General features: G+C 40.0%; 12 protein-coding genes. All 12 read left to right on the forward strand.

Annotated features, from left to right (window positions below; translation table 11 throughout):
• Positions 1 to 5: 5 nt before the first annotated feature.
• Positions 6 to 2,222, forward strand: a complete 2,217-nt coding sequence (locus ACLCDV_RS01290; RefSeq protein ID WP_411972743.1) for a hypothetical protein — start codon at positions 6 to 8, stop codon at positions 2,220 to 2,222.
• 738 nt (positions 2,223 to 2,960) lie between these two features.
• Positions 2,961 to 5,894, forward strand: a complete 2,934-nt coding sequence (locus tag ACLCDV_RS01295; protein WP_317668754.1) for a SusC/RagA family TonB-linked outer membrane protein — start codon at positions 2,961 to 2,963, stop codon at positions 5,892 to 5,894.
• A gap of 21 nt (positions 5,895 to 5,915) precedes the next feature.
• Positions 5,916 to 7,433 (forward strand): RagB/SusD family nutrient uptake outer membrane protein, encoded by a 1,518-nt coding sequence (locus tag ACLCDV_RS01300; protein ID WP_317668753.1) that lies wholly within the window; start codon positions 5,916 to 5,918, stop codon positions 7,431 to 7,433.
• Positions 7,434 to 7,447: 14 nt separating this feature from the next.
• The gene (locus ACLCDV_RS01305) at positions 7,448 to 8,119 is read left to right on the forward strand and encodes a hypothetical protein (protein WP_317668752.1); all 672 of its coding nucleotides are present in this window, start codon (positions 7,448 to 7,450) and stop codon (positions 8,117 to 8,119) included.
• Positions 8,120 to 8,126: 7 nt separating this feature from the next.
• The gene (locus ACLCDV_RS01310) at positions 8,127 to 9,161 is read left to right on the forward strand and encodes a DUF5007 domain-containing protein (RefSeq protein WP_317668751.1); all 1,035 of its coding nucleotides are present in this window, start codon (positions 8,127 to 8,129) and stop codon (positions 9,159 to 9,161) included.
• A gap of 29 nt (positions 9,162 to 9,190) precedes the next feature.
• The gene (locus tag ACLCDV_RS01315) at positions 9,191 to 12,352 is read left to right on the forward strand and encodes a SusC/RagA family TonB-linked outer membrane protein (protein ID WP_333575716.1); all 3,162 of its coding nucleotides are present in this window, start codon (positions 9,191 to 9,193) and stop codon (positions 12,350 to 12,352) included.
• 12 nt (positions 12,353 to 12,364) lie between these two features.
• A complete protein-coding gene (locus tag ACLCDV_RS01320) occupies positions 12,365 to 13,882 on the forward strand; it encodes a RagB/SusD family nutrient uptake outer membrane protein (protein WP_411972744.1) in 1,518 nt (505 codons plus the stop codon).
• Positions 13,883 to 13,893: 11 nt separating this feature from the next.
• Positions 13,894 to 14,649: a fasciclin domain-containing protein gene (locus ACLCDV_RS01325; RefSeq protein WP_317668748.1), complete on the forward strand. Its 756-nt coding sequence runs from the start codon at positions 13,894 to 13,896 to the stop codon at positions 14,647 to 14,649.
• A gap of 14 nt (positions 14,650 to 14,663) precedes the next feature.
• Positions 14,664 to 16,271: a DUF5008 domain-containing protein gene (locus ACLCDV_RS01330; RefSeq protein WP_411972745.1), complete on the forward strand. Its 1,608-nt coding sequence runs from the start codon at positions 14,664 to 14,666 to the stop codon at positions 16,269 to 16,271.
• A gap of 20 nt (positions 16,272 to 16,291) precedes the next feature.
• The gene (locus tag ACLCDV_RS01335; protein WP_411972746.1) at positions 16,292 to 18,025 is read left to right on the forward strand and encodes a LamG-like jellyroll fold domain-containing protein; all 1,734 of its coding nucleotides are present in this window, start codon (positions 16,292 to 16,294) and stop codon (positions 18,023 to 18,025) included.
• 15 nt (positions 18,026 to 18,040) lie between these two features.
• Positions 18,041 to 20,050: a M60 family metallopeptidase gene (locus ACLCDV_RS01340; protein WP_411972747.1), complete on the forward strand. Its 2,010-nt coding sequence runs from the start codon at positions 18,041 to 18,043 to the stop codon at positions 20,048 to 20,050.
• Positions 20,051 to 20,059: 9 nt separating this feature from the next.
• Positions 20,060 to 21,835: an alkaline phosphatase family protein gene (locus tag ACLCDV_RS01345; protein ID WP_317668744.1), complete on the forward strand. Its 1,776-nt coding sequence runs from the start codon at positions 20,060 to 20,062 to the stop codon at positions 21,833 to 21,835.
• Positions 21,836 to 21,851: the final 16 nt, after the last annotated feature.

A 21,851-nucleotide genomic window follows, 5' to 3' on the forward strand; every position in this document is an offset into this window, starting at 1 on the left:
AATTTATGCAGCCATTTAGAAACTATATCAAGCCTATTATCGCATTGTTGATGATACAACCCGTCCTTGCAGAAACTAGCTATAAGCTAAATAAACCAACCTATACTGGGGCGTACGGAACTACAGTAACCGCCGTCGTGACACATCAACCTGATCCAAGCGAGCTCGCGAAAAGTCCAAATGGCCTAAGGAAAACGGCCGCGGTAAAAGCCAGGCGGCAAAACGATGTTGTGAAAGATAAATCCAAGGTAGGCAGTCCCGAAGTCTTCATCCAAAAGGGGCGAATATGTCTTAACTTTAGTAATCGGCTGACCGATAAAGAGATAAAAGGGCCCTTTCTTATCCGACGGAGCCAGGGCAGGTTGGGCGATTATCAAACTATTGCCAAAGTCACACAGCCCAAATTTGTGGATCAAGTGCTCGATGGTAGTCCATACGACTATTATTATGAGATCCAGACCGTAAAAGGAGAGTTTGTAGCACGTTTGAGTTTAGAACTCCAGCTGTTTGGTGAAAATACATTTGTTTATAGTCCAACAGATAATAAGGTGCGTGTCGGCAATGAAGTCAATCAGCTCCATGAAAAGATGTTTGGAAAAGAATTTAGTCCCCATCGTTATGCATTGCTTTTCAAATCGGGCGACTACAAGGATGCCGGATTATTGAAGATTCCTTTTTATGTGCAGATTGCTGGATTAGGTAAAGTGCCTTATGATGTTGCGATTTCAAATATACACACGCCGCCTCATCTTGCCGATGGGAACGGAACCTGTACATTCTGGCGTGCTGCTGAGAATCTGTCTGTCATCGGTCCGGAGAGCTATGAGGAAGAACAAACTTTTAAATGGGCGGTTTCCCAAGCCGCCCCCTTGCGTCGTATTTATTCCACACGGGTGGTGCGCAATCAATGGGCAAATGGATGGGTTAGTGGTGGTTATACCGCAGACTGCTGTTTTGAGGCAGCTGCAGGTTCCAAAAACCAGCAGCAGTGGTATACACGAAACTCCTTTCTAAACAAAGGAAGAGGGAAGTTTGAAGAAATTAAATACAATTATTGTTTTCAGGGAGTAGATTTTGGACCTTCTGTTGATAAGAATAGCTATCAAAATAATTGGGCAGAAGGCGGCAACGTGACGGTCATTCCAACGACACCCGTGATTCGTGAAAAGCCCTTTGTGTTTTTTGACAAAGATGGGCGGTATAAGGTGTTTCGGCCAGCGCTAAAGCATAATCATACAGGCGTATCCTATACACGCGACAACATGGGGGCGGGAGATATTATCGATGTGGAGAAGGAGTTTTATGTTGTCAAACCCGGCGATACAGCGGCGGAGATGAACCGACAGTTAGGGAATGGCAAGCATTTGCTGATTACACCCGGGATGTATGAGTTATCTGAACCCCTTCATGTCAGCAAGGCCAATACCATTATACTTGGACTTGGCTTGGCCACATTGATACCCGGCGCAGCAAATCCGCATACGGCAATTGATGTTGATGATGTTGCAGGTGTCACTGTTGCCTCATTGATGTTTGACGCGCATTATAGTTCGCATAGTTTGATTCAGGTCGGTCAGGAAAAGACCGGGATAAGACATGACAGTAACCCGACCCTGCTGGCGGACCTATTTCTGCGTATTGGCGGATTTCGGGCCGACAAAGTTCATGTCGACCAATCGGTTATTGTCAATAGCAATGATGTGATCGGAGATCACTTTTGGATATGGCGTGCCGATCATGGGGTGAAGGGCAGTGTTGGCTGGGATATGAATACGACACGCAATGGATTGGTGGTCAATGGCGATTATATGACCATGTATGCTTTGTTCAATGAACATTTTCAGGAATATCAAACCTATTGGACCGGTAATTACGGGCGCACCTATTTCTTTCAATGTGAAAGTCCTTACGATGCGCCGAATCAGGCAGCATACCGAAGCGAAAATGGGACACGCGATGGGTTTGCGGCTTACAAGGTCGCCGATACGGTGCAGCAACATGAAGCCTATGCTTTTGGAATATATGATGTGCTGGTCAATCCGATTCGCATTGAAAGTTCGGTGGAAATACCGGTAAAACCCGGTGTTAGGCTCAAACATATCTGTAACAACAGCTTGTCCAATGGTCCCAATCGTGGCTACGGTTATATCATCAATCAAGTAGGAAAAAGTACATACAATACCTGGCGGGATAATCGGACATTTGTGGTGGAGTTCCCTTAAAAGCCAGTTTCCGAATCGACTAATTGTTTAAAAAATAGCGCTTACGATAGGATGGCGCTATTTTTCGTCTGATCCGATTGTATTCGATTGGTTGACTCCTTTTTCGTAGTTACAGCTATATTTTGAAAGTGAGTGATAACATCCAATCAGCTAGGGAACTATCTAAACTGGATTTAACAGACTTTTTTGATCATTATGAGTTCTTTTTTGTCGGTTCCCTTCAATAGAATGATCCTAGTAAATATATCATACATTGACACAGGAATTGTGGGAAGGTTGATCTTGCGTTATTAAAAAATAGCGAGAATTCTTATATGTATGACAAAATAAGGCCGAATTACAATAAGTGATTCGGCTTTTTTCGTGTTGAAAGTATTCAAATTTAGAGAGAACTTTTTTTTAACTCTTCATTTGGTTATAAAAAGCAACCAAAAAATGTCGCAAATAGAAAGCGCGAGATTGATAAGAAAATAGAATGACTTCGTTTACTTCTTTTATAAAATTATAAAACTATAATCTATATAGACATTCATGATTAATTTATGCAATCGTTTGCTTCGATTACGCAATCGATTTCGTTCCTGTCAATATGTATGACTTTAAAAATATTATTATATCATTGTTACATACTATCAATTATTAATAGGACCGAAAGTCCAACTTTTATTTAAGCCGAAACTAAGTTTATTTGCTAGCCGAATAATACCAATTTTTTTAATGCCTAAAGACATAAATCGAATGAAAAGACTATTTTGTTTTTTATTTCTTGTCCCTATGTTTCCATCTGCTAAGGCTAACCATCTTAACTTTTGGACTTCAAAACAAGATACTTCTGAAATCAATGAGGTTGACAAGCGATTACTTAAAGGACGACTAGCTACCTTGTTAAAAAAGCAAGGTGTCAAAGACAGTCTCAATTTAAGAAACGTTGAAACATTGCCTGTTGTCAGTATTCCAGAGCTTTTGAAAGGGCAAGTTGCCGGTCTCTACGTACAAGAAGCGACAGGTGAACCAGGAGCGCCAAAGAATATGGTGCTTAGGGGTTTAGGATCGCCGTTGCTCGAAATCAAAGATGCGGTTAATGTGCAACCAGCTGTATTTGTCAATGGAATACCTATTGCAAGAGACAACAATTTTGCGTATTCAATTCAACAGTATCAATTCAATCGTATCGGTCCGGGAACGGACAACTTTGCCGGTATTGATCTCTCAACAGTAGAATCCATTGAGGTAATAAAAGATCCCGTTAAGTTAGCAAAACTGGGACCATTAGCTGCCAATGGTGCTATTTGGATTCTTACCAAACCTGGTAAAGACGGAAATCGGGAAATATCTATAAATACTTATGTGGGACTCTCTACAAAACCAGTTGTAACTCCCGTAAATGCTCAGTATGAGAATATGTTCCGGTCCATCTTCTATAATAAATATGGGTCGGATACTGATCGTTTGAATTACCCGGGATATCTGAGCGATTCGACCAACGTGAATTATTATGGACCGGCAAACTGGAATCAAGAATATTACAAAGTTACACCTTCTTATGGCGGAAATTTAGGTATTCGTGGAGGTAATGACCGTGCGAATTTCGGATTTATTGGTGGTTATATGAAGAATGCGATTTCGGCGGACCAGACAAATATCGAACGATATAATGCCTTATTCAATGTTAATATGGCACCTTTCAAATGGTTACAATTTGGAACGACGATTAATGGGAGCCGCAGTTTAAGAGATCGTAATCGCAGTTTAAGAGACCGTTTTGGTGAGGCGTCCTATGTGCCGGATTTATCTGTGCCAATCTCGCCAAATAAGGAGATGTATGCGCAGTATCTAGATATCTATAAACAAGCTTTGGATAAAAATACGGTCAATTCATTAAATGCATTACTTACACTGGATATTTATTTTCTCAAGAACCTAAAATTTAATACTTCCTTAGGGGTCGATTATTCAGAAGGAGCAAGACAAGCATTCTTCCCTGGTTCATTGATGGAAACCAATAATTATATGTCGAGTTATTTTGGTTTCAATCAGCGTTTGGTATATAACAACCGGTTGGAATACAACTTGAAATTTCAAGACAAACATCAATTAGACTTGACGCTAGGGTCTTCCTATACACAGGATCTCTATCGATACAATTATGCACGGGCTTATGATGGACCAAATGATTTTATCAAGGTTAACGTTGTAAATGGGGATCCTAATAACGCCGGCTATTTGACACCGATAGGCGGATTGTATGTAAACCGCTACAGTAACCGGGAAGATTTTCGATTACATTCTTTATACTTAGCGGGTCATTATAAATATAAAAATCTTCTTGATTTAGATGCGGTATTGCGTTATGACGGTTCTTCAACGATGCAACCAGATTCGCGTTGGTTAATGACACCATCATTTGCTGCGAAATACCACCTGATTCCTGAAAATGAGGGGGAATTATTTAATCAATTGGGCGTGAAAGCCTCGTGGGCGAGAATAGGGAAACCTGTATTTACAAGTAAGTTTGCTATCGGACCAAATTATACAGCTGATCTAAATTGGGGATCGGAAAAATCCCTAGTATCCTATAATGGTTTTGCAGTTGCATCCCGACCTTATTCAGAAGGTTGGGTGGGCTACGATATCAAATGGCCCTACACGGATCATGCTGAATTGACAGTTGATGGAACGTTATTGGAGAAAAAGGTCGATTTTGAAGTTTCGCTATATCAGAAGAAAGATGCCAATCAATTGATTAATTCTCCTATCCCGGCAGAATACGGATATTCTGGTCAAATTATTAATGGTATGACTGTTAAAAATACCGGTATAGATCTCAATCTGTCAGCAAAAGTACTCGCCAATCCAGAAGCATTACAATGGAATACATCGCTTAACTTAAACTACAATCAAAATAAATTGACTGCACTTCCCGAGGGACGTAAACAGTTGAAGGTTGGTAATAGGTTGTTAAAAGTGGGCGAGGCCATTGATCAGTTTTGGTTGTATGAGAATCAGGGTACCTATGATACTGAAGCAAGTATTCCTGTTCAAAATGGCCAAAAGTTGCAGTTTGACGGGGTAGATTTTGCCGCTGGTGATCCAATTTGGAAAGATCAGAATGGAGATTTCAGAATCAACGATGAGGACCGTGTGTTAAAAGGCCATGCGATGCCAAAGCTGACGGGATCATTTCAAAACTACTTCAAATACAAAGGGTTCGACCTGAATATGCAATGGTATTTTGCGCTGGGACATAAGGCTCTGAATCAACGTGCTTCAAATAAATATAATTTCATTAATACCGAAAATACCAATTCACTGGATGGAATTCGAGAGGTGTTCCATTGGCAACAAGATGTTGATATTAACAAATATCCAATCTATAATCCTTGGAGTCCGATCGTTGCATATCGGGTGGATCAAGATTTATTCTTAGAGAATGCTTCGTTTCTGAAGTTGAGAGCTGTAACGATTGGTTATGATCTTTCTCAGTTGGACAAAATAAAACAAAAGATGAAGACTGTTCGACGGGCTTATGTTTATGTTTCCGGCACCAATTTATTGACGATTTCTAAATTCTCAGGTGCCGATCCTGAACTGATAGATTTTAATGGATATTACACAGGGTATGGCTTGCCATTATCTCCAATGGTTTCATTAGGTATTAAGTTAGATCTGTAATTATTTAATATAGAAAAGACTATGAAAAGATATAATCGATGGGCGGTAATTCTGGTGATGTCACTTGGCATTACTGTTTTTACGAGTTCATGTAATAAGAAATTGGATATTGTTGCATCAAATCTGGGCTCAGAGAAATTGGAATGGCAATCCATATCCGATACCCGTGCGCATTTGATGGGCATCTATGGTTTAATGCGGTCAGCTACGGCTGATAACTATGGACATTGGGTGTATGGGGAAATACGCTATGGCGATTTTACTTCTTATTCACGGGCCGACCTCCGTGCGGTACGGGAGAATAAATTAAAATCCGCATATCCGTTGTTGAAAGACCTTACAGATTGGCGTAGATTTTATGCCGTCATTAATGCGGCTTCGCTCTTTATTGAACGTGCACCAGAAGTCATGGAGAAAGATAAACGCTATACAGAACGGGATATGAAGTACGATGTAGCACAGGCACGTACGATTCGTGCACTTATGTATTTCTATATGGTTCGTATCTGGGGAGATGTTCCTTTGCTAAAAGACTCCTATGACAATGGCTCTTTTGTTGAATTAGCACGTTCTTCGGAAGCGACTGTTTTGTCCTTCGCAGAATCAGAATTATTAGCCGCAGCGCAAGATCTACCTTATCGGTATGCTGTTGGAACACAGAGTTATTATGGAGCTTTATATGGCACCTGGGTTGGCGTATTGGTTAATAAAATTACGGCCTATTCTCTTTTAGCTCACGTGGCTGCTTGGCAAGGAAAGTACATTAATGCAGAGGTATATTCAAGATTTGTCATTGATAATTATTCCCAGGCAAGTCTTGAGCTATTGACAACTCCCGCATTGGTGAATCCAACAGATGGATTATTTGGCCCTAGTACACGGGCACAGATATTAGCAATTCGCTCCTCCTATGAATTTGGAGAGGCAACCAATACAGGGCATATTGAATCATTGACTTTGGGGTATCCAATTGTTACTAAAGCTAAACCGGATATCTATGTTAGTCGAGACACCATTAATAAATTGTTTGATGACGTCAATGATACGCGTTTTGGTATCGATTCTATATCGGGATTGGTTCGGACCAACTACTTTACCAATTACAACGGCGATATTCCAATTTTTAGTAAAATCAAGGTCATCCGTAATGGTGCTGGGGATTCTGACTTCTCCATTTTCGGCTCCAATCTGGTTTTTACCCGTTTAGAAGAAATTTATTTGTTGCAAGCGGAGGCGAAAGCCGTTCTCAATCAGCGTGATGACGCGATCAAATACCTCAATGTCATCAAAGAACGCCGTGGTTTAAAACCATATATCAGTAACTCGCCAAAAGATTTATTGGAAGAAATTTTCTTGGAACGAAGAAGAGAATTAATGGGTGAGGGGTGGAGATGGTATGATCAAATTCGCCTGGCAAAGATTAAGAAAAATAATCCCGTCATGAATGATTTGATTCAAAAAGGTGGAATCTATTGGCCGATCTCTTCAGATGTACTTGAGAGAAACTCCAAATTGGTGCAAAACTCTTATTGGAAATAATAGAATAGATAATCATGAAAAACAAACATATTTTTTTAGGCTTATCGCTAATCGTATTGCTGTTGGGTATCACAAGTTGTAAAAAAGGGAATACCTATTACGAAGATTTTCAAGTCAAGTATACCGAATTTGATGGGACTTCATTGGATTTTTTGGAATCACAAGGTAGTACCTATGACTCTTTACTCTTGGTATTGGAACGCGTTCCATCGGTACGTGCTAAACTAAAAGATCCTAATGCAAAAATTACCTTTTTTGCTATGACGAACAACAGTTTTACAAATGCTTTAGATGCAATGAATGGTGTACGAAAAGCGGGGAACAGACCCCCACTTTATCTTGAGGATATCCCGCAATTGGTTCTCGATTCTTTAACCTACCATTATGCATTTGACGGGATATACGATACTCCCTATTTGCATGATTTTGTAGAAGGTAAGGTGATCAAAGCGCTTGATAACTACGATATGACACTAAAATATAAAGTAACATCGGCTTCTGGAATAATTGGTGGAGGCCAACAACAAATTATATTGAGCGATATGAATAAGTCTATTTTTCAGCGTTATTGGCAGGAGAGTGCAACATCGGTGGTGAATATACGCACACATAATGGTATGCTACACGTCCTCGCTCCAAGTCATAATTTCGGATTTAGTAAACTAGCAAAACTATTAAACAAATAACATGGAAATGAAAATATTAAAATCTGCCAAACAGCTATTGATGCTCGGAATGGGACTTTTCATGTTAGTGTCTTGCAAGAAATATATCCCGGATGACCAAGATTCTTTAGGAAGTGATGTTGTATACAATACAAATGAGTTTACACCATTGTTGGGAAGAAATACTTTTTATAACAATATTGTCAATATTGGGCAGAATACCTCACAGCCACTTTCCTTCAAAATTGTCAATGTTCGTGACATTGACGGGCAACCCGCAACACTTTTCGATGATAAGTTCCCTGTTAAAATCTGGACAAAGGCGTATAGCGGCTATGAAAAATCAATTGATGAGATAGAAAGCAAACGTAAAATAGAATATCGGCCCATATTAGAAATACTTGAAAAATCTGGGAATATTAATTTTTGGGGACAATCTGTAAACTCAAATTTTGTTAAGGCCCAACCAGACTCTGGGTATGTGTTTGATATCGAGATTAGTAATACAGGAGGGCGTAGATATTTGCGGGATTTCAAATTGAAACCTTATCGCGAACGTGCATTTGAACCCAGTATTATGGATCCAGTGACAGGTTTGTCACCATTACCTTATACGCATCCCGCTTCAACGACCAATTTATTTGGTGAGCGGACCAATCTACTTGTTTTCCCTTCCGAAATCAACGTTTATTTTAACAAGCTTGAGCGTAAAGGGACTGGAAGCCGGACATTGACAATAAGTTTTTTAGACTCCCTGAATCGTCCGATTGATGTGAAAAAGTTTGCCGCAACGGAATGGGACAAATTAGTTCATGGTTTTAATCACAGATTCGAAAATGGTAAAGTTATTTACGATGTGGCTTATCCAATTCCACTAGCTCCTATTAAAACTGATTTTACTTCTGAAGATGGTGGGGCTGCTGTAATGAACTTCAAATTTAGAAGGAAAGGACAATTTGGTTTTCTTGAAGATTGTGGTATACAGATGCCATTTGCGATTTATGAAGAAGGGGATTGGGAGATACAATTTCGATTTATGTATGAAACGCCAAGATTTGAATGATGATGGACCAACTAATTAGCTTAAAAATTATGAAACAATTCTGCATAATATTTACGTTCATTTGCACCTTGTTTGTTGGGGAGGCTTGGGCCCAAACCATGATCAAAGGGGTAGTGAAAGGAAACGATAAGAAGGCCCTTGGTGGCGTGTCTATTCGTTTGGAAAATCCTAAAAGAGATTTAGGGAAAACCGGGGATGATGGACGATTTGTAATTTCCGCCCCGAATACTGGGGTAATGGTATTTTCCTATCAAGGATATCGTACGGAAAAGTTTACGATTGTTGCAGGGAAAACCGAATATAATGTCACGCTTGAGATGGAAGCGCAGGAGCTTCAAGAAACTGTCGTAGTTGGATACCAACAACGTAAAAGAGAGACATTGACAGGCTCAGTAGTTACTATTTCTGGAAAGGAAATTCAGGATATTCCTGCCGGTAACTTTGTCGATCTGTTACAAGGTAAGGTCGCCGGACTGAATATTCAAAATAATACAGGTAGTCCGGGGATGCGTGGGACGATGGCGGTTCGTGGTATGTCCAATTTTAACGTTTCGGGAAGTGGAGATAATGCCTTTGTAACACCGACTTCCCCCTTATTTGTGATCGATGGGGTACCAATTGACGACAATGCGGGATACGAATATGGCTTTGAAACAGCCGGACCGGGCATGTCTCCGATCGCAATGATCCCACCTGAAGATATTGAAAATATAACTGTTATGAAAGATGCGCAAGCAACTTCACAATATGGTTCTCGGGGTGCCTATGGTGTAATTGTTGTTGAAACAAAACGTGGTAAGTCAAAAGTGCCAATTGTACAATATCAAGGTCAATTCTTCCTGTCAGCTGTACCTAAATTGCGTCGTGTTATCGGCGGTAGAGATGAACGAATGATACGTATTGAACAAATTTTGATGAATGATACGACATTGGCGGCAGCCTTGCGGCGTATCAATGACTCTCCAATATTGGCCGATTCGTTAAATCCCTATTATAATAATTCAACCGACTGGCAATCCTATTTCTATCGAAATACCTACAATCAAACACATAACTTGAATATTTCGGGGGGAGAAACGATCTTCAACTATAAAACGAATATCAACTATTATGATGAAAATGGTATTATCGCCAATACAGGCCTGAAAAAATATACCACCTCATCCAACATGACATATCAACCAAGTGATAAATTTTTGATGCGAGCAAATGTCAATGTGCAGGTCGCCCAAAATAAAATGGGTTCGGGAAATGCAATGATGCAGACGGGGGTAGGTAAGTCTGTCAATACAACGTCGCTCTATCCCTCACCTTCACTATTTTCTGGCAGTATGTCTGCGCTGTCTGCTTTGGGGGTTGATGATCAAAATAAAACAGGAAATTATACTGGTCAGATCGAATTACAATATGAACCTTTTCAGGGGCTAAGGGCGAGTTCGACTTTCAACTATACCTATATGACATCGACAAAAGATCGTTATACACCTGAGGTACTTTTGGGAAATTCTTCGGAAGTGTATAGTTATTATGGTAACAATAGTAAAGTATATAATCGAAATTCACTTGGATATACTAAAGCAATTAAAGAAAAACACTTATTTAATCTTTATGGATTTACCGAGATGTGGATATCTTCTTCTTCAGAAGATTTGTCCAGAATTCGTGGTACTGCAAACGATCAATTTAATACAGGAATTAGCTATAATACGCGGAATACATTAGGTGGGTTGTTGAATTCCCTGAATAATTTTAGGTCGATTGCTTACGCCGGAAATTTTACCTACAATTATGATTCTAAGTATGTTGTTGACTTGAGTTATCGTATTGATGGTACTTCGGTGACAGGGGGAAGCTCACCCTGGACACAGAATCCTTCGGCAGGTTTACGTTGGAACTTTAAGAAGGAGAACTTTATGCAAGGATTAGAATGGTGGGATACGGGCTTTATCAGAGGATCGGTAGGACGTACGATTTCTCCAACCGGATCATTATCTGATCTTTATGGCTGGTATAAAATTGACGACGGCCGTTATAATAATAGACCAACGACCTCATTGGACTTGGAGAATGCTCCCAATACGAATCTGGTTCCTCAGACGACAACACAATGGTCTGTAGCAACGGAATTGGGCTTTTTCAATAGTGCCATTTATATTACCTACGAAACTTATTACAAACAATCAGATAAGATCTTGCGTAAAAAAGCTATTGCCAACCATAACGCATTTTCAAATGTATTAACAAATGAATCGGCTATGGTGAATAGAGGGCATGAATTGAGTATCCAGTTCCGTCCTTCATTAGCAAATGAGGACTGGAAATTCAATGGGAGCGCAACATTTGCAATAAATAGGGATTATGTAACTGCACTACCTGATGGTGCACGTCAGTTAGTACAACCTGACGGCTCTGGCTACGATTTACCACAGTTTTATCGTCTTGGGCGGAATGCATTTAGTTTTGTATTATACGATTATAAAGGGGTATACACTTCTGATGATCAGGTGCCTGTGAATCCATTAACAGGTTTACGTTATAGAGCAGGCGGAGAAATGAATGACGGCAAATTCTTTCGCGCGGGGGATCCTATTTTTACAGATCTAAACGGGGATTATATCCTTGATGAAAATGACTTAGTATATGTAGGTAACTCGCAACCGGCCATTACAGGAGGTTTGTATCTATTTACGCAATACAAAAACTGGTCTTTACGTACACAATTATCCTATACGCTAGATCGCGATATTCTAAATACAGCTTTAACTGATCGATTCCGCAACTATTCAGATCCCACTGGTCAAAACTACGGAAAAGGAGCACCAGGTGCTTATGTACCGCTTGATGCTTATAATGTTTGGCGTCAGTTAGGCGATAATGCAGATTATCCAAATGTTTCAGACTTTACGCGTTTGACATTATATAATCCTTATCGTTACAATTCTACCATGTTTTTGGAGGATGGATCTTATTTAAAAATTAACTCAATAACAGTAGGCTATAATTTTGACAGAAGATGGGCTCGTCGTTTTGGGGTTTCATCGGCCCGATTGAATTTTACGGCAAACAACGTGTACACGTTTAGCCGGTATTCTGGGCCAGATCCCGAATTGGTAACAGGTGTGGGACGTGATGGCTCGAATGGATATCCGAGCAAAAGGACCTATTCAATGGGAATAAGTGTACAATTCTAAGCGCAAAATAACATGAAGAAGAAATTTTTATATCTATTTATACTGGGAGCAACTTTAGGTTTTGGCTCCTGCGGAAAGGACTTCCTAAATATTACCCAAATTGATAAATTAACAGGAAATAACTATTGGACTAGACAAGCAGACGTTGACCAATATATGGGTGGGATTTATTCCACTTTTAGAGAGGCGACAATGACAAACATTTTCTTTCCTGCATCCGGTGATTTGCGTTGTGCGCCTACAAATCGGACGAGTGCGACGTCAGGGGCAGGAAGAGATTATATTTCGTTATTGAGACAGAATAATTTGAGTGCTATAATGTCTAGAACTAGCGAGGATGTGGACAATAATTTCGCCTATTTCAGATTTCCTAGAATCACCCAATGGAACAATTTCTATAAAATGGTGCAAAATTCGAATATCGTTATTTATCAATTAGAAAATAAAGATATGCCGTTCCTTAGTGAGCAACAGAAAAAATCATATAAAGCTGAAGCTGTCTTTTTGCGTTCATTAGCGTATTTTTTTATGGTACGTCTGTATGGCGACGTACCTTATTATACGGATATAAATACCAATCCATTGCCACGGACAAATATGTTTACGGTATTGAAAAATCTATCTGTTGATTTGGATGCTACTTATAAGGATTTACCATGGACTTATGATGATCCTTCCGTCGTCGCTGTCAAAGCAATGCGTGGTGCGGCACTCGCACTGAATATGCATATTAATATGTGGATAGCCGGTTTAGGATCGGAAGATAAAACGGTACTATATCAAAAAGTTGCAGATATGGGGAAAGAGCTGATGGAAGAAAATGGAGGAGCATATGCGTTATTGGATTTAAGCAGGACCAAAGAGATTTTTAAAGGTAGGACCAAGGAGGGTTTGTTTGAAATTGTTCAAAACTTCAATTATGGGGAAAGCTTTCACTTATCTGCATCCTATTCAGATTATGTGTTACATGCGCCCAACAAAGTGACAACAAAGTCATATATCTATTACGATCCGAAGTTTATGGAAAAAATGTATCCACCAGCAGAAGATGACCAACGTAAAGTATACTGGTTTGATAAAGATATCTATTCGACAAATGGCGATTTCCAATGTCTCAAATTCTCCAATGTATTTATGGAAGAAGGCGAAGATAATAATCCCGATGATAATCAGATGGTCTTTCGATATGCAGATCCTATCTTGTTAAGAGCGGAGGCATTGGCTGAATTGGGTAAGGATGAAGAAGCAAGAACTGTTGTCAATGTTATTCGTAATCGTGCTAAAGCGGCACCGGTACGCGATAGTGGCGATGACTTAAAAGATGCTATTTGGTGGGAACGTGTGAGAGAATTATTGGGAGAGGGGAATTTTTATTATGATTTAGTACGTACAAAAAAAGTGATCAATTTTGAGTATACCACTGCACCAATGTCCGTTGCGGCTTTTAACGACGGCGGATGGACTTGGCCTATTGATAGGTCTGCATTAACGAACAATCCATACATGCGATTAAACAATTATTGGAATTAAAAGAATAGACCATGAATAAAATTTGGAAATATAGTTTCTTGCTGCTAATGGTAATTTCACTGTTTGGAGCATGTAAAAAAGAGGATTATATCGATACAGGAGTCCACGAAGCGAAGTTTAACGGAACTATCTGGAACTATCTGGAATCTAGACCAGACTTGTTTGATACATTAATGGTAGCACTTAAAGTTGCCAAGTTGGATGATGTGCTTAAAAATGAGGAAGTGACCTTTTTTGCCCCTCCCGATCCATGTATTTTAAAGTCCGTGTGGATGCTAAACCAACAGCTGTTTCGTTCTGGGCAAGATTCCATTACAAAATTGGAGCAGATCAGACCTGAAGTCTGGAGGAAATACCTTTCCAGATATATTTTTAAAGGTAAGAATGTCGCCAAAGATTATCGCCAGATTGACACGTTAAATTTAGCGGCCTTTCCTGGCGGTGTTTATAAAAATATTGCTGGTGCGGATATGAATATTGGTGTACTTTACAACGATGTTATTACCAAAAATGATAACTCTGGTGGGGATCAGATTATTAAATATGCTGGTTATCGTCAGCTCTATTTAAATTATCCATATTCTATCAGTGTACCTGAAGAGTTTAAAGATTATTTTGTGCCTTATATTACGGCTCCTGTAGCAACTTCTGATATTCAACCCACTAATGGAGTCTTGCATGTGCTCAAATTTTCAAAACATTCATTTGGATTTCAGAGTATTGATTTTGTAACCGAGGCATATTTGCTAGGAGTGCTGCCTAAGTAAAATTTGATATGAGTATGAAAAGAAATTTAATAACCAAAATAAGCGCCCTAGCAGTAACTATACTCGCATTAGCGGCATGTAGTAAGGATATTCTAACCGGGGCAGATCCTTATGCCGGGGGCAAAGAACCCTTAGGGATAGGATTTTATATCAATTATCCAGATCCAGGTTCTGCCAAGCCAGGCGAATTGGTGGATTTTTATGTAAAAGGATTAAAAGGAAAATTAGATAAAATTGGTTTTTTTGTCAATAATACAGCCGTAGAAATTATTTCTGCGAAGGACTCCTTGGTAACGATTAAATTGCCAGAACAGATATCCTCTGGGGATGCTAAAATCGTTGTTGGCGATGAAGTTTTTTATGGTCCACGTTTAGAGATTGAAGGGAACACAGCAGTTGACGAAAACTATGGAATGGTGAATGGGTTTAAAGGTAGTGTATATGATATTTTACCTAATGCGGGTGGCTTTATTGTAGCAGGATCTTTCTATAACTTCGAAAATGAAGCAATTACAGATGGCGTTCCTGAAAGTAAGAAAGTCTACCGCAACGGAGTACATTTTATCGATGCCAATGGTAAGACAAGTGGTAACATGAATTTTGGTAGGGGTACCTTTGGTGGCGGTTATGTCAGGTCTATCGCAAAAACAAATGATGGTAAGTTTATCTTTGCGGGGGCATTGGGAACTTTTGCGAAGCGAATCGTTAATAATATTGTCCGTGTTAATAATGATGGTGCCATCGATTCAATGATCGTGGAGGTGATTAATCCGGGCAGCGACCCGAAAAATTCATTGGATACCGTATCAGCTTTTAACGGCGGGGTGAATACAACCATTTTGCGGGCTTTTACCACGGCAAACAATAAAGTTATCGCTGTTGGGAATTTCAGTACACATTATAAGATTGATTATAATTATTCTTCGCGAGATACCCGAAAATATATTATTTCCTCTGCCAGAAACGTCATTCGGATGAAAGAAGATGGTTCTCTGGACTCGACGTTTGCATTGAATAATGCCGGTGCCAATGGGCAAATTATGGATGCAGTTATGATAGACAATGAACGCGTGGTCATTGTCGGCGCTTTTACAACTTATAATGGTAAAGCAGCGAATGGTATAGCTTGTATTAAAGCCGATGGTTCGGTGGATGAAAGCTTTACTTTAAAAGGAAATATAACCAGATTATTCGGACTAAGTTATAATAGCACCTTGAAAAAGTTAGCTGTTTCGGGGATATTTTCAGGCGTTGGTGCTTCTGGGAAGGTCAACAACGTTGCACTGATGAATATAGATGGTACAGTCGATGAGAGTTTTATACTACGAGATATAGGTGCTGGTATAGTCAACTATGCCCAAATCCTGAATAATGGACAAGTGGTTCTAGACGGAACACAAGAAAGTTATGCTGGTGTTCCGAGAGCAAACCTGGTTATTCTGGAAAAAAATGGTGAATTATTACAGAAGTATAATTCGTTGGGACCTTTTACAGGTTCTGTCTCTAAAGTTATTGAAACCAAATCTTCTTTAGGTGAACCTGCATTATTGATAGGAGGGAGCATTATCCAATTTGGATCAAAAACATACGGAAACTTCTTCCGTTTGGAAATCAAGAATTAATCCAATAAATGAAACTGGTTATGATTAAGTATTTTAAAACTTTTAAATATATTTCCTTAGCTCTCGGGACCTTAATGGTATTCGGAGCGTGTAATAAGGATTTCCCCAATTTGCTGCAAAATTTCAATGAAGCAAAGGATAGTCCTGAAAGTCGTGATAAGGTACTATTGGTGATTGTTGATGGGCTTTCAGGCCCAGCAATGCAGGATATTGCTCCAACAAATATCGACTTGATGACACGTAATGGTTTGGTTACCTATGGTAGTTTGGCTGATCCAACAACAGATTTCGAAGTGACCAATCAGTCTGTTGCAGCCTCTTTACTTACGGGGGTCAATAGCGCTAAAAATAAGGTGGTAGGCTCGGATTTAAGTCCGATCGACTTGAATAAGTACCCGACGATTTTCACGAAATTGAAGCAAAATGCAGTTAGCCGTAAATCGAGTCTTTTCACATCCGATGCAAAATATGGTTCTTCGTTGGGTAAAGATGCTGAAGTCAAGGTAGAAAGTAATGATGTTGCTGTCGTAAATGCAGCCTCAACATCACTGTCAAATACCGAATCGGATCTCAATGTTATCCATTTGACCGAGGTGGATAAGGCTGGAAAATCTTCCACCTATTCAGCTGCAGATACAAAATATGTGGCTGCAATTAATGTCTTGGACAAACAAGTTCAATCCTTATGGGAAACGATCAAAAAACGGGCAAGCTTTAATACAGAGAATTGGGTTGTGATTGTTACCTCGGGCCGAGGAGCTGTATCCACAGATCCCATTACAGATTTTACACCCTATGGTGATAGTAAGAGGGATACCTATACGTTGTTCTACTCGCCAAAGTTTGCGCGGAAAATTGTACCTAGACCGAACTCAAAAGATATTCCTTTTGTAGCAAACGCAACGCGTTATACCTATGCGAGCAATAATCAGGTCATTGGTAAACTAGCTGATGTAAATAAATTCAATATGGGTACAGGTAGCGACTGGACGATGACCCTCTTTTTGAAACATAACGTTGCGAATGCTAGTTATAATTATCCCATATTTTTTGCTAAACGCGTAGAAGGTTTTACTGGTGCTGGCTGGAACTTCTTTTTGGAGGGAAATTATTGGGGTTTTAACAGTTCAATTGCAGGACAGGCCTTTGGTCCTACGATCAATGATGGCGAGTGGCATGCATTGACTGCTGTCATAAAGCGAAGCGGAAGCCAGGATTCTGTTTATGTTTACACTGATGGAACCAATGCTACTGTTTCTGGTAAGTCTTCTCAAGTAGGCGCTAATGGGAACAATTTAGATAATTCAAGTCCGCTGACATTGGGATATAACCCCGGTAATGGGAATACCGATTGTAATATTTCTATTTGTAACGTACAAATATATAATAGGGCCTTTTCAGCAGAAGAGGTAAAGAGATATGGTGGCGTAACTCATATTGATGAATCTTATCCGTTTTGGAGCAATTTACAAGGTTATTGGCCGGGATATGGGGATGTTAATACAACAGTTCTTACCGAGAAAACGGGTAAAGGAGCCGGCAATTTTAAATTGACAGGTCCTGTAGCTTGGACAAGTTTCAATGAATTGGTTCCATTTTTTCAACCACCTATTGAGGAATCATTTTATCGTCTGGTGCCGAATGCCGTAGATGTTCCTTTTATGATTTACCAATGGTTGGGGGTGTCGGTAGAATCGTCATGGAACCTGGACGGCAAGAGCTGGACGCCTAACTATACACAGATTAGAAAATAATCAAATTTTGACCTAATGAGAAAGAGATATTTAGTTTTTGGATTATTTGTTGGGTTGATGGCCTTTGCCTCGTCCTGCAGTAAATATGGTATTGAGTTTCCAGATGGTTATCAATCTGGAGATTCTACAGAAACACCATTATCGACAGATACAACAATGGGTAAAGCGGATAAGAGCTTATACCATAGAGCTCGTATATATCCGGGCTTGGTAGGAGAAAATGTTACTCGTGTTAAGGATACCACAATTTCTATGTTGATGAATAGAAAATATGTGACCTCCTATGAATATAAAGTTAGTGTAACACCGGCGCCAATTTATACAACAGGACTATATGCTCCTGCGGGCGAAGTGATTCGAATCACTGTGCCTGAAGGCGCTATTGGCATGACCGTACAGGTGGGAGTACATACAGATAACATCACGGGTAAGGATGCTCCACGGAGAGACCCTATCCTGTACACCAGAAAGGAATTATTCCCGGGAACAAATTACATCAAGAACCTCTATGGTGGAACGATATGGATTATTAATCAGAAAGCAAGCACGACACCTGTTAACATTAAAGTAGCCGGAGCTGTCAAATCCACAGACTTTATTCTAGGTAAATCTGTTGTGGCCGATTGGAAGAAACAAGTGCTGTCGCAGGATGTTCCTTGGATGGACCTTATAGGTCAACGAGTCGCTTTTTCTGTCCCACGTTCACTCGTCGTTAAATTTATCCAGTCTGGAAAAATGGATCAAGTGGATGAAGCGCTACGGCTTTGGGACGAGACCTATGTCAAAGATTATTACAATTGGATGGGGCTGTCCGCAGATGCTTCGGATCCTATCAATCGCTATCCAGAATTTTGGGAAAGAGGTGTGATGGATATTCATCCATCCTTAGGCTATGCGCATAGCGGTAGCCCATGGGTGATGCAAGAAGATGAATATTGGTTGGATGAACTGACAAATCCCAACACGATTAGAAAAGGAACGTCATGGGGTTCATACCATGAGGTGGGGCATAATTATCAAGCAACATGGGCCTGGAGTTGGTCGGATTTGGGCGAGACAACAAATAACCTGTTCATTTTTAACGCAGCGCGCAATCGCGGTGTGACTTCAAGAATTGATTTTCACCCGGCATTAAAAACATCAATTCCTGCTGCATTAAAATTTGCCGCACTAACCTCTGCGAAGAACTTTTCCAACTTTCCTAAAGAATTGGGAATTGACGCTGATGATCCTTTCGCTCGGTTAACACCTTTTCTCCAAATCTTTGATAAGACAACGGGTAAAAATGGAGAGTCAGGTTGGGATTTTTTCCCTTATATCTATAGCAAAGCGCGAAACGAAAACTTCACAAGTTCTTTGGACCAAGGAAAACGGGATTACTTCTATCGGCAGCTATGTAACTTTACAGGGAAAGATTTTAATCGATTCTTTATTGCTTGGGGGATTCCGGTAAGTAGCTCGGCCAAACGCGAGATGCGAGAAAAGTATCCTCCTATGGATCGGTCCATCTGGGAATACAATCCTTTGACGTTTACGGGCGGTGACGGTGTATTGCAACCACGTTATTTCTTGCCAAGTGGTTTGTTTGAATTTACAGCAAATGTTGCTACAGCAACAAACGAGAGTACTGGTAAGTTTAGCGCAATGACTGATGGCGATCCAAATACCTATTGGCATACTTGCTGGTCTGGCTGTTCTATCCCGACTACTTTACCTGTAGAATTGACAATGAACATGAAGGAGATGAATACCTTTAAGGGTTTCTATTTCAAGAATAGGAATAATTCCACTTTCGCGACCAAAGTGAAAGTCCTGATTAGTAAGGATAATAAAAATTGGACCGATTTGGGCGCATTTGCTTTGGCAAGCACTTCACAGACAGCGGCTCAGAATTCAGCCATGAAAGAGTTTACTTTCCCGAATTTAGTGGAGGCTCAGTATGTGAAATTTGTGTTCCCGGATCCAAATACTGGTGGAGCAGAACATGTTGCAATTGCCGAATTAGGGGTGTTTTACGATATATAAACTTAAGTTATGAAAAGATTATTCAATATAAAGAAAACCTTAGTTCTTGTCGTAGGTGCGGTGTCGTTATTGGTTGGCTGTACAAAATATGCTAACCCGCCGGCGGTGTATGAAGACTATGAGCAGAATCTGCAACAACCAGTTAAACGAAAAGTGCTGTTTATCTCTGTGGACGGGCTGGTCGGGCAGGAATTAAAAAAGAGTGTGCCAGCCAATATGGCCGAGCTGATTAAGACAAGTAAGTACACCTTTAACGCACTAGCTGATGAGAATACCGGTGATGCATCTGCTTGGATGACGATGATGAGTGGCGTTACCTATTCCAATCACCAAATTAATGATGATTCTTATATCCCGAAACCGGATGAAGATGACCCGCATAAGAATGTGGCGGGTTATCCGTCCATGTTGTATCGTATCTCAACAGTAGCACCTTCGTTGAAAACAACGGTCGTATCACGGTCAGTCACATTGAATGACAAGTTGCTCGTTAGCGCGAATGAAACCTATAATGGAGCGACCGACGAAGATGTAAAGACAAAGGTATTAGACCTGTTTAATACCAAAAATACGGATTTTATGATCGTACAGTTCACATCTTTATTGGATGCGGGAAAAAAAGGTGGTTTTACAGTGAGTAACAGTGATTATGCGGATGCCTTAAAGAAAGTTGACGGGTATATCGGCGAAATAACGAAAGGATTAGCTGCACGCAAAAATTATCAAAATGAAGACTGGTTGATTATCGTAACATCAAATCATGGTGGTATTGGAAGTTCTTACGGTGGTAACACGCTGCAAGAACGGAATACCTTTGCAATATTTCAGAATAAAAACTTTAAAAGTGCCGAACTGACGGGGAAACCAATGAGCTATGTTCGGATGTGGGGATACGACGGTACTGGAAACAAGCCTTTAGGGGTAAGAGCAGTCAGTGGAGATATTGGGAATTCAAGTGATTATGATTTGGCTACGACAAAAGAATTGACAATTTCTGCCCGCTTCAGATTTAATTTGAACAATACAATTATTTCATCGACTTATCAGCCAAATACCTATAACTACTGGTATTCGGGTATTTTTGGCAAGGATTCAAACACTTCTACCGCTACGCCGGGATGGATGTATTATACCTGGGGAAATGATTTGCAGGTGAAGATCAGTGATGGGGTGAAGGAGGCGACCTGTCAGACAGCGAAAGTTAACGGTGACTGGTATACCATGACTACAGTCATCAAAGCGATTGGCAATGATCAGGTTAATATCAAAATCTATAATAATGGCACACTAGCGCAGGAAACTACCACATCCGGAATGAATGTGGCCAATATCAAAACGACTGATCCTTTGATCTTCGGTTATAGACCTAACATATCTTATGACTTGGTCGATTTTGATGTGTCGAATGTGTCGATATTTAATAAGGCATTTACACAAGATGAAATCCGCAATTCTTTATGTTCTGCCGATGAATTGACTAGCTCTTCGTTTGCCAATAGTTTAAAAGGTTATTGGAAGATGTCGCCTACTGAAAGCGGTTCGATTCAGAACGAAGTGTCGGGCAAGAGTGCAATGGGGCTTAGTGGCGCTTTTCAATCGAGAATGACTTCGGAAGTGGTGCCTTGTGATTTGGGTGAAAATGCCGTATTTATTCAGGCAGCGGACTTTTTTCCACAAATATTTTACTGGTTGGAAGTACGGACTTTAAAAGACTGGAAATTGGAAGGACAGGTATTTTTAAGTAAATACGAGGTTGAATTTCTGCTGTCTGAGCAAAAAAAATAGATTATGAAACCATCCG

The organism is Sphingobacterium sp. Lzh-3 (genome assembly GCF_046764375.1).
Lineage (GTDB): Bacteria > Bacteroidota > Bacteroidia > Sphingobacteriales > Sphingobacteriaceae > Sphingobacterium.

Coding starts and splice junctions, on each gene's coding strand:
- ACLCDV_RS01290 (WP_411972743.1), top strand. CDS start 6: ATGCAGCCATTTAGAAACTATATCAAGCCTATTATCGCATTGTTGATG.
- ACLCDV_RS01295 (WP_317668754.1), top strand. CDS start 2,961: ATGAAAAGACTATTTTGTTTTTTATTTCTTGTCCCTATGTTTCCATCT.
- ACLCDV_RS01300 (WP_317668753.1), top strand. CDS start 5,916: ATGAAAAGATATAATCGATGGGCGGTAATTCTGGTGATGTCACTTGGC.
- ACLCDV_RS01305 (WP_317668752.1), top strand. CDS start 7,448: ATGAAAAACAAACATATTTTTTTAGGCTTATCGCTAATCGTATTGCTG.
- ACLCDV_RS01310 (WP_317668751.1), top strand. CDS start 8,127: ATGAAAATATTAAAATCTGCCAAACAGCTATTGATGCTCGGAATGGGA.
- ACLCDV_RS01315 (WP_333575716.1), top strand. CDS start 9,191: ATGAAACAATTCTGCATAATATTTACGTTCATTTGCACCTTGTTTGTT.
- ACLCDV_RS01320 (WP_411972744.1), top strand. CDS start 12,365: ATGAAGAAGAAATTTTTATATCTATTTATACTGGGAGCAACTTTAGGT.
- ACLCDV_RS01325 (WP_317668748.1), top strand. CDS start 13,894: ATGAATAAAATTTGGAAATATAGTTTCTTGCTGCTAATGGTAATTTCA.
- ACLCDV_RS01330 (WP_411972745.1), top strand. CDS start 14,664: ATGAAAAGAAATTTAATAACCAAAATAAGCGCCCTAGCAGTAACTATA.
- ACLCDV_RS01335 (WP_411972746.1), top strand. CDS start 16,292: ATGATTAAGTATTTTAAAACTTTTAAATATATTTCCTTAGCTCTCGGG.
- ACLCDV_RS01340 (WP_411972747.1), top strand. CDS start 18,041: ATGAGAAAGAGATATTTAGTTTTTGGATTATTTGTTGGGTTGATGGCC.
- ACLCDV_RS01345 (WP_317668744.1), top strand. CDS start 20,060: ATGAAAAGATTATTCAATATAAAGAAAACCTTAGTTCTTGTCGTAGGT.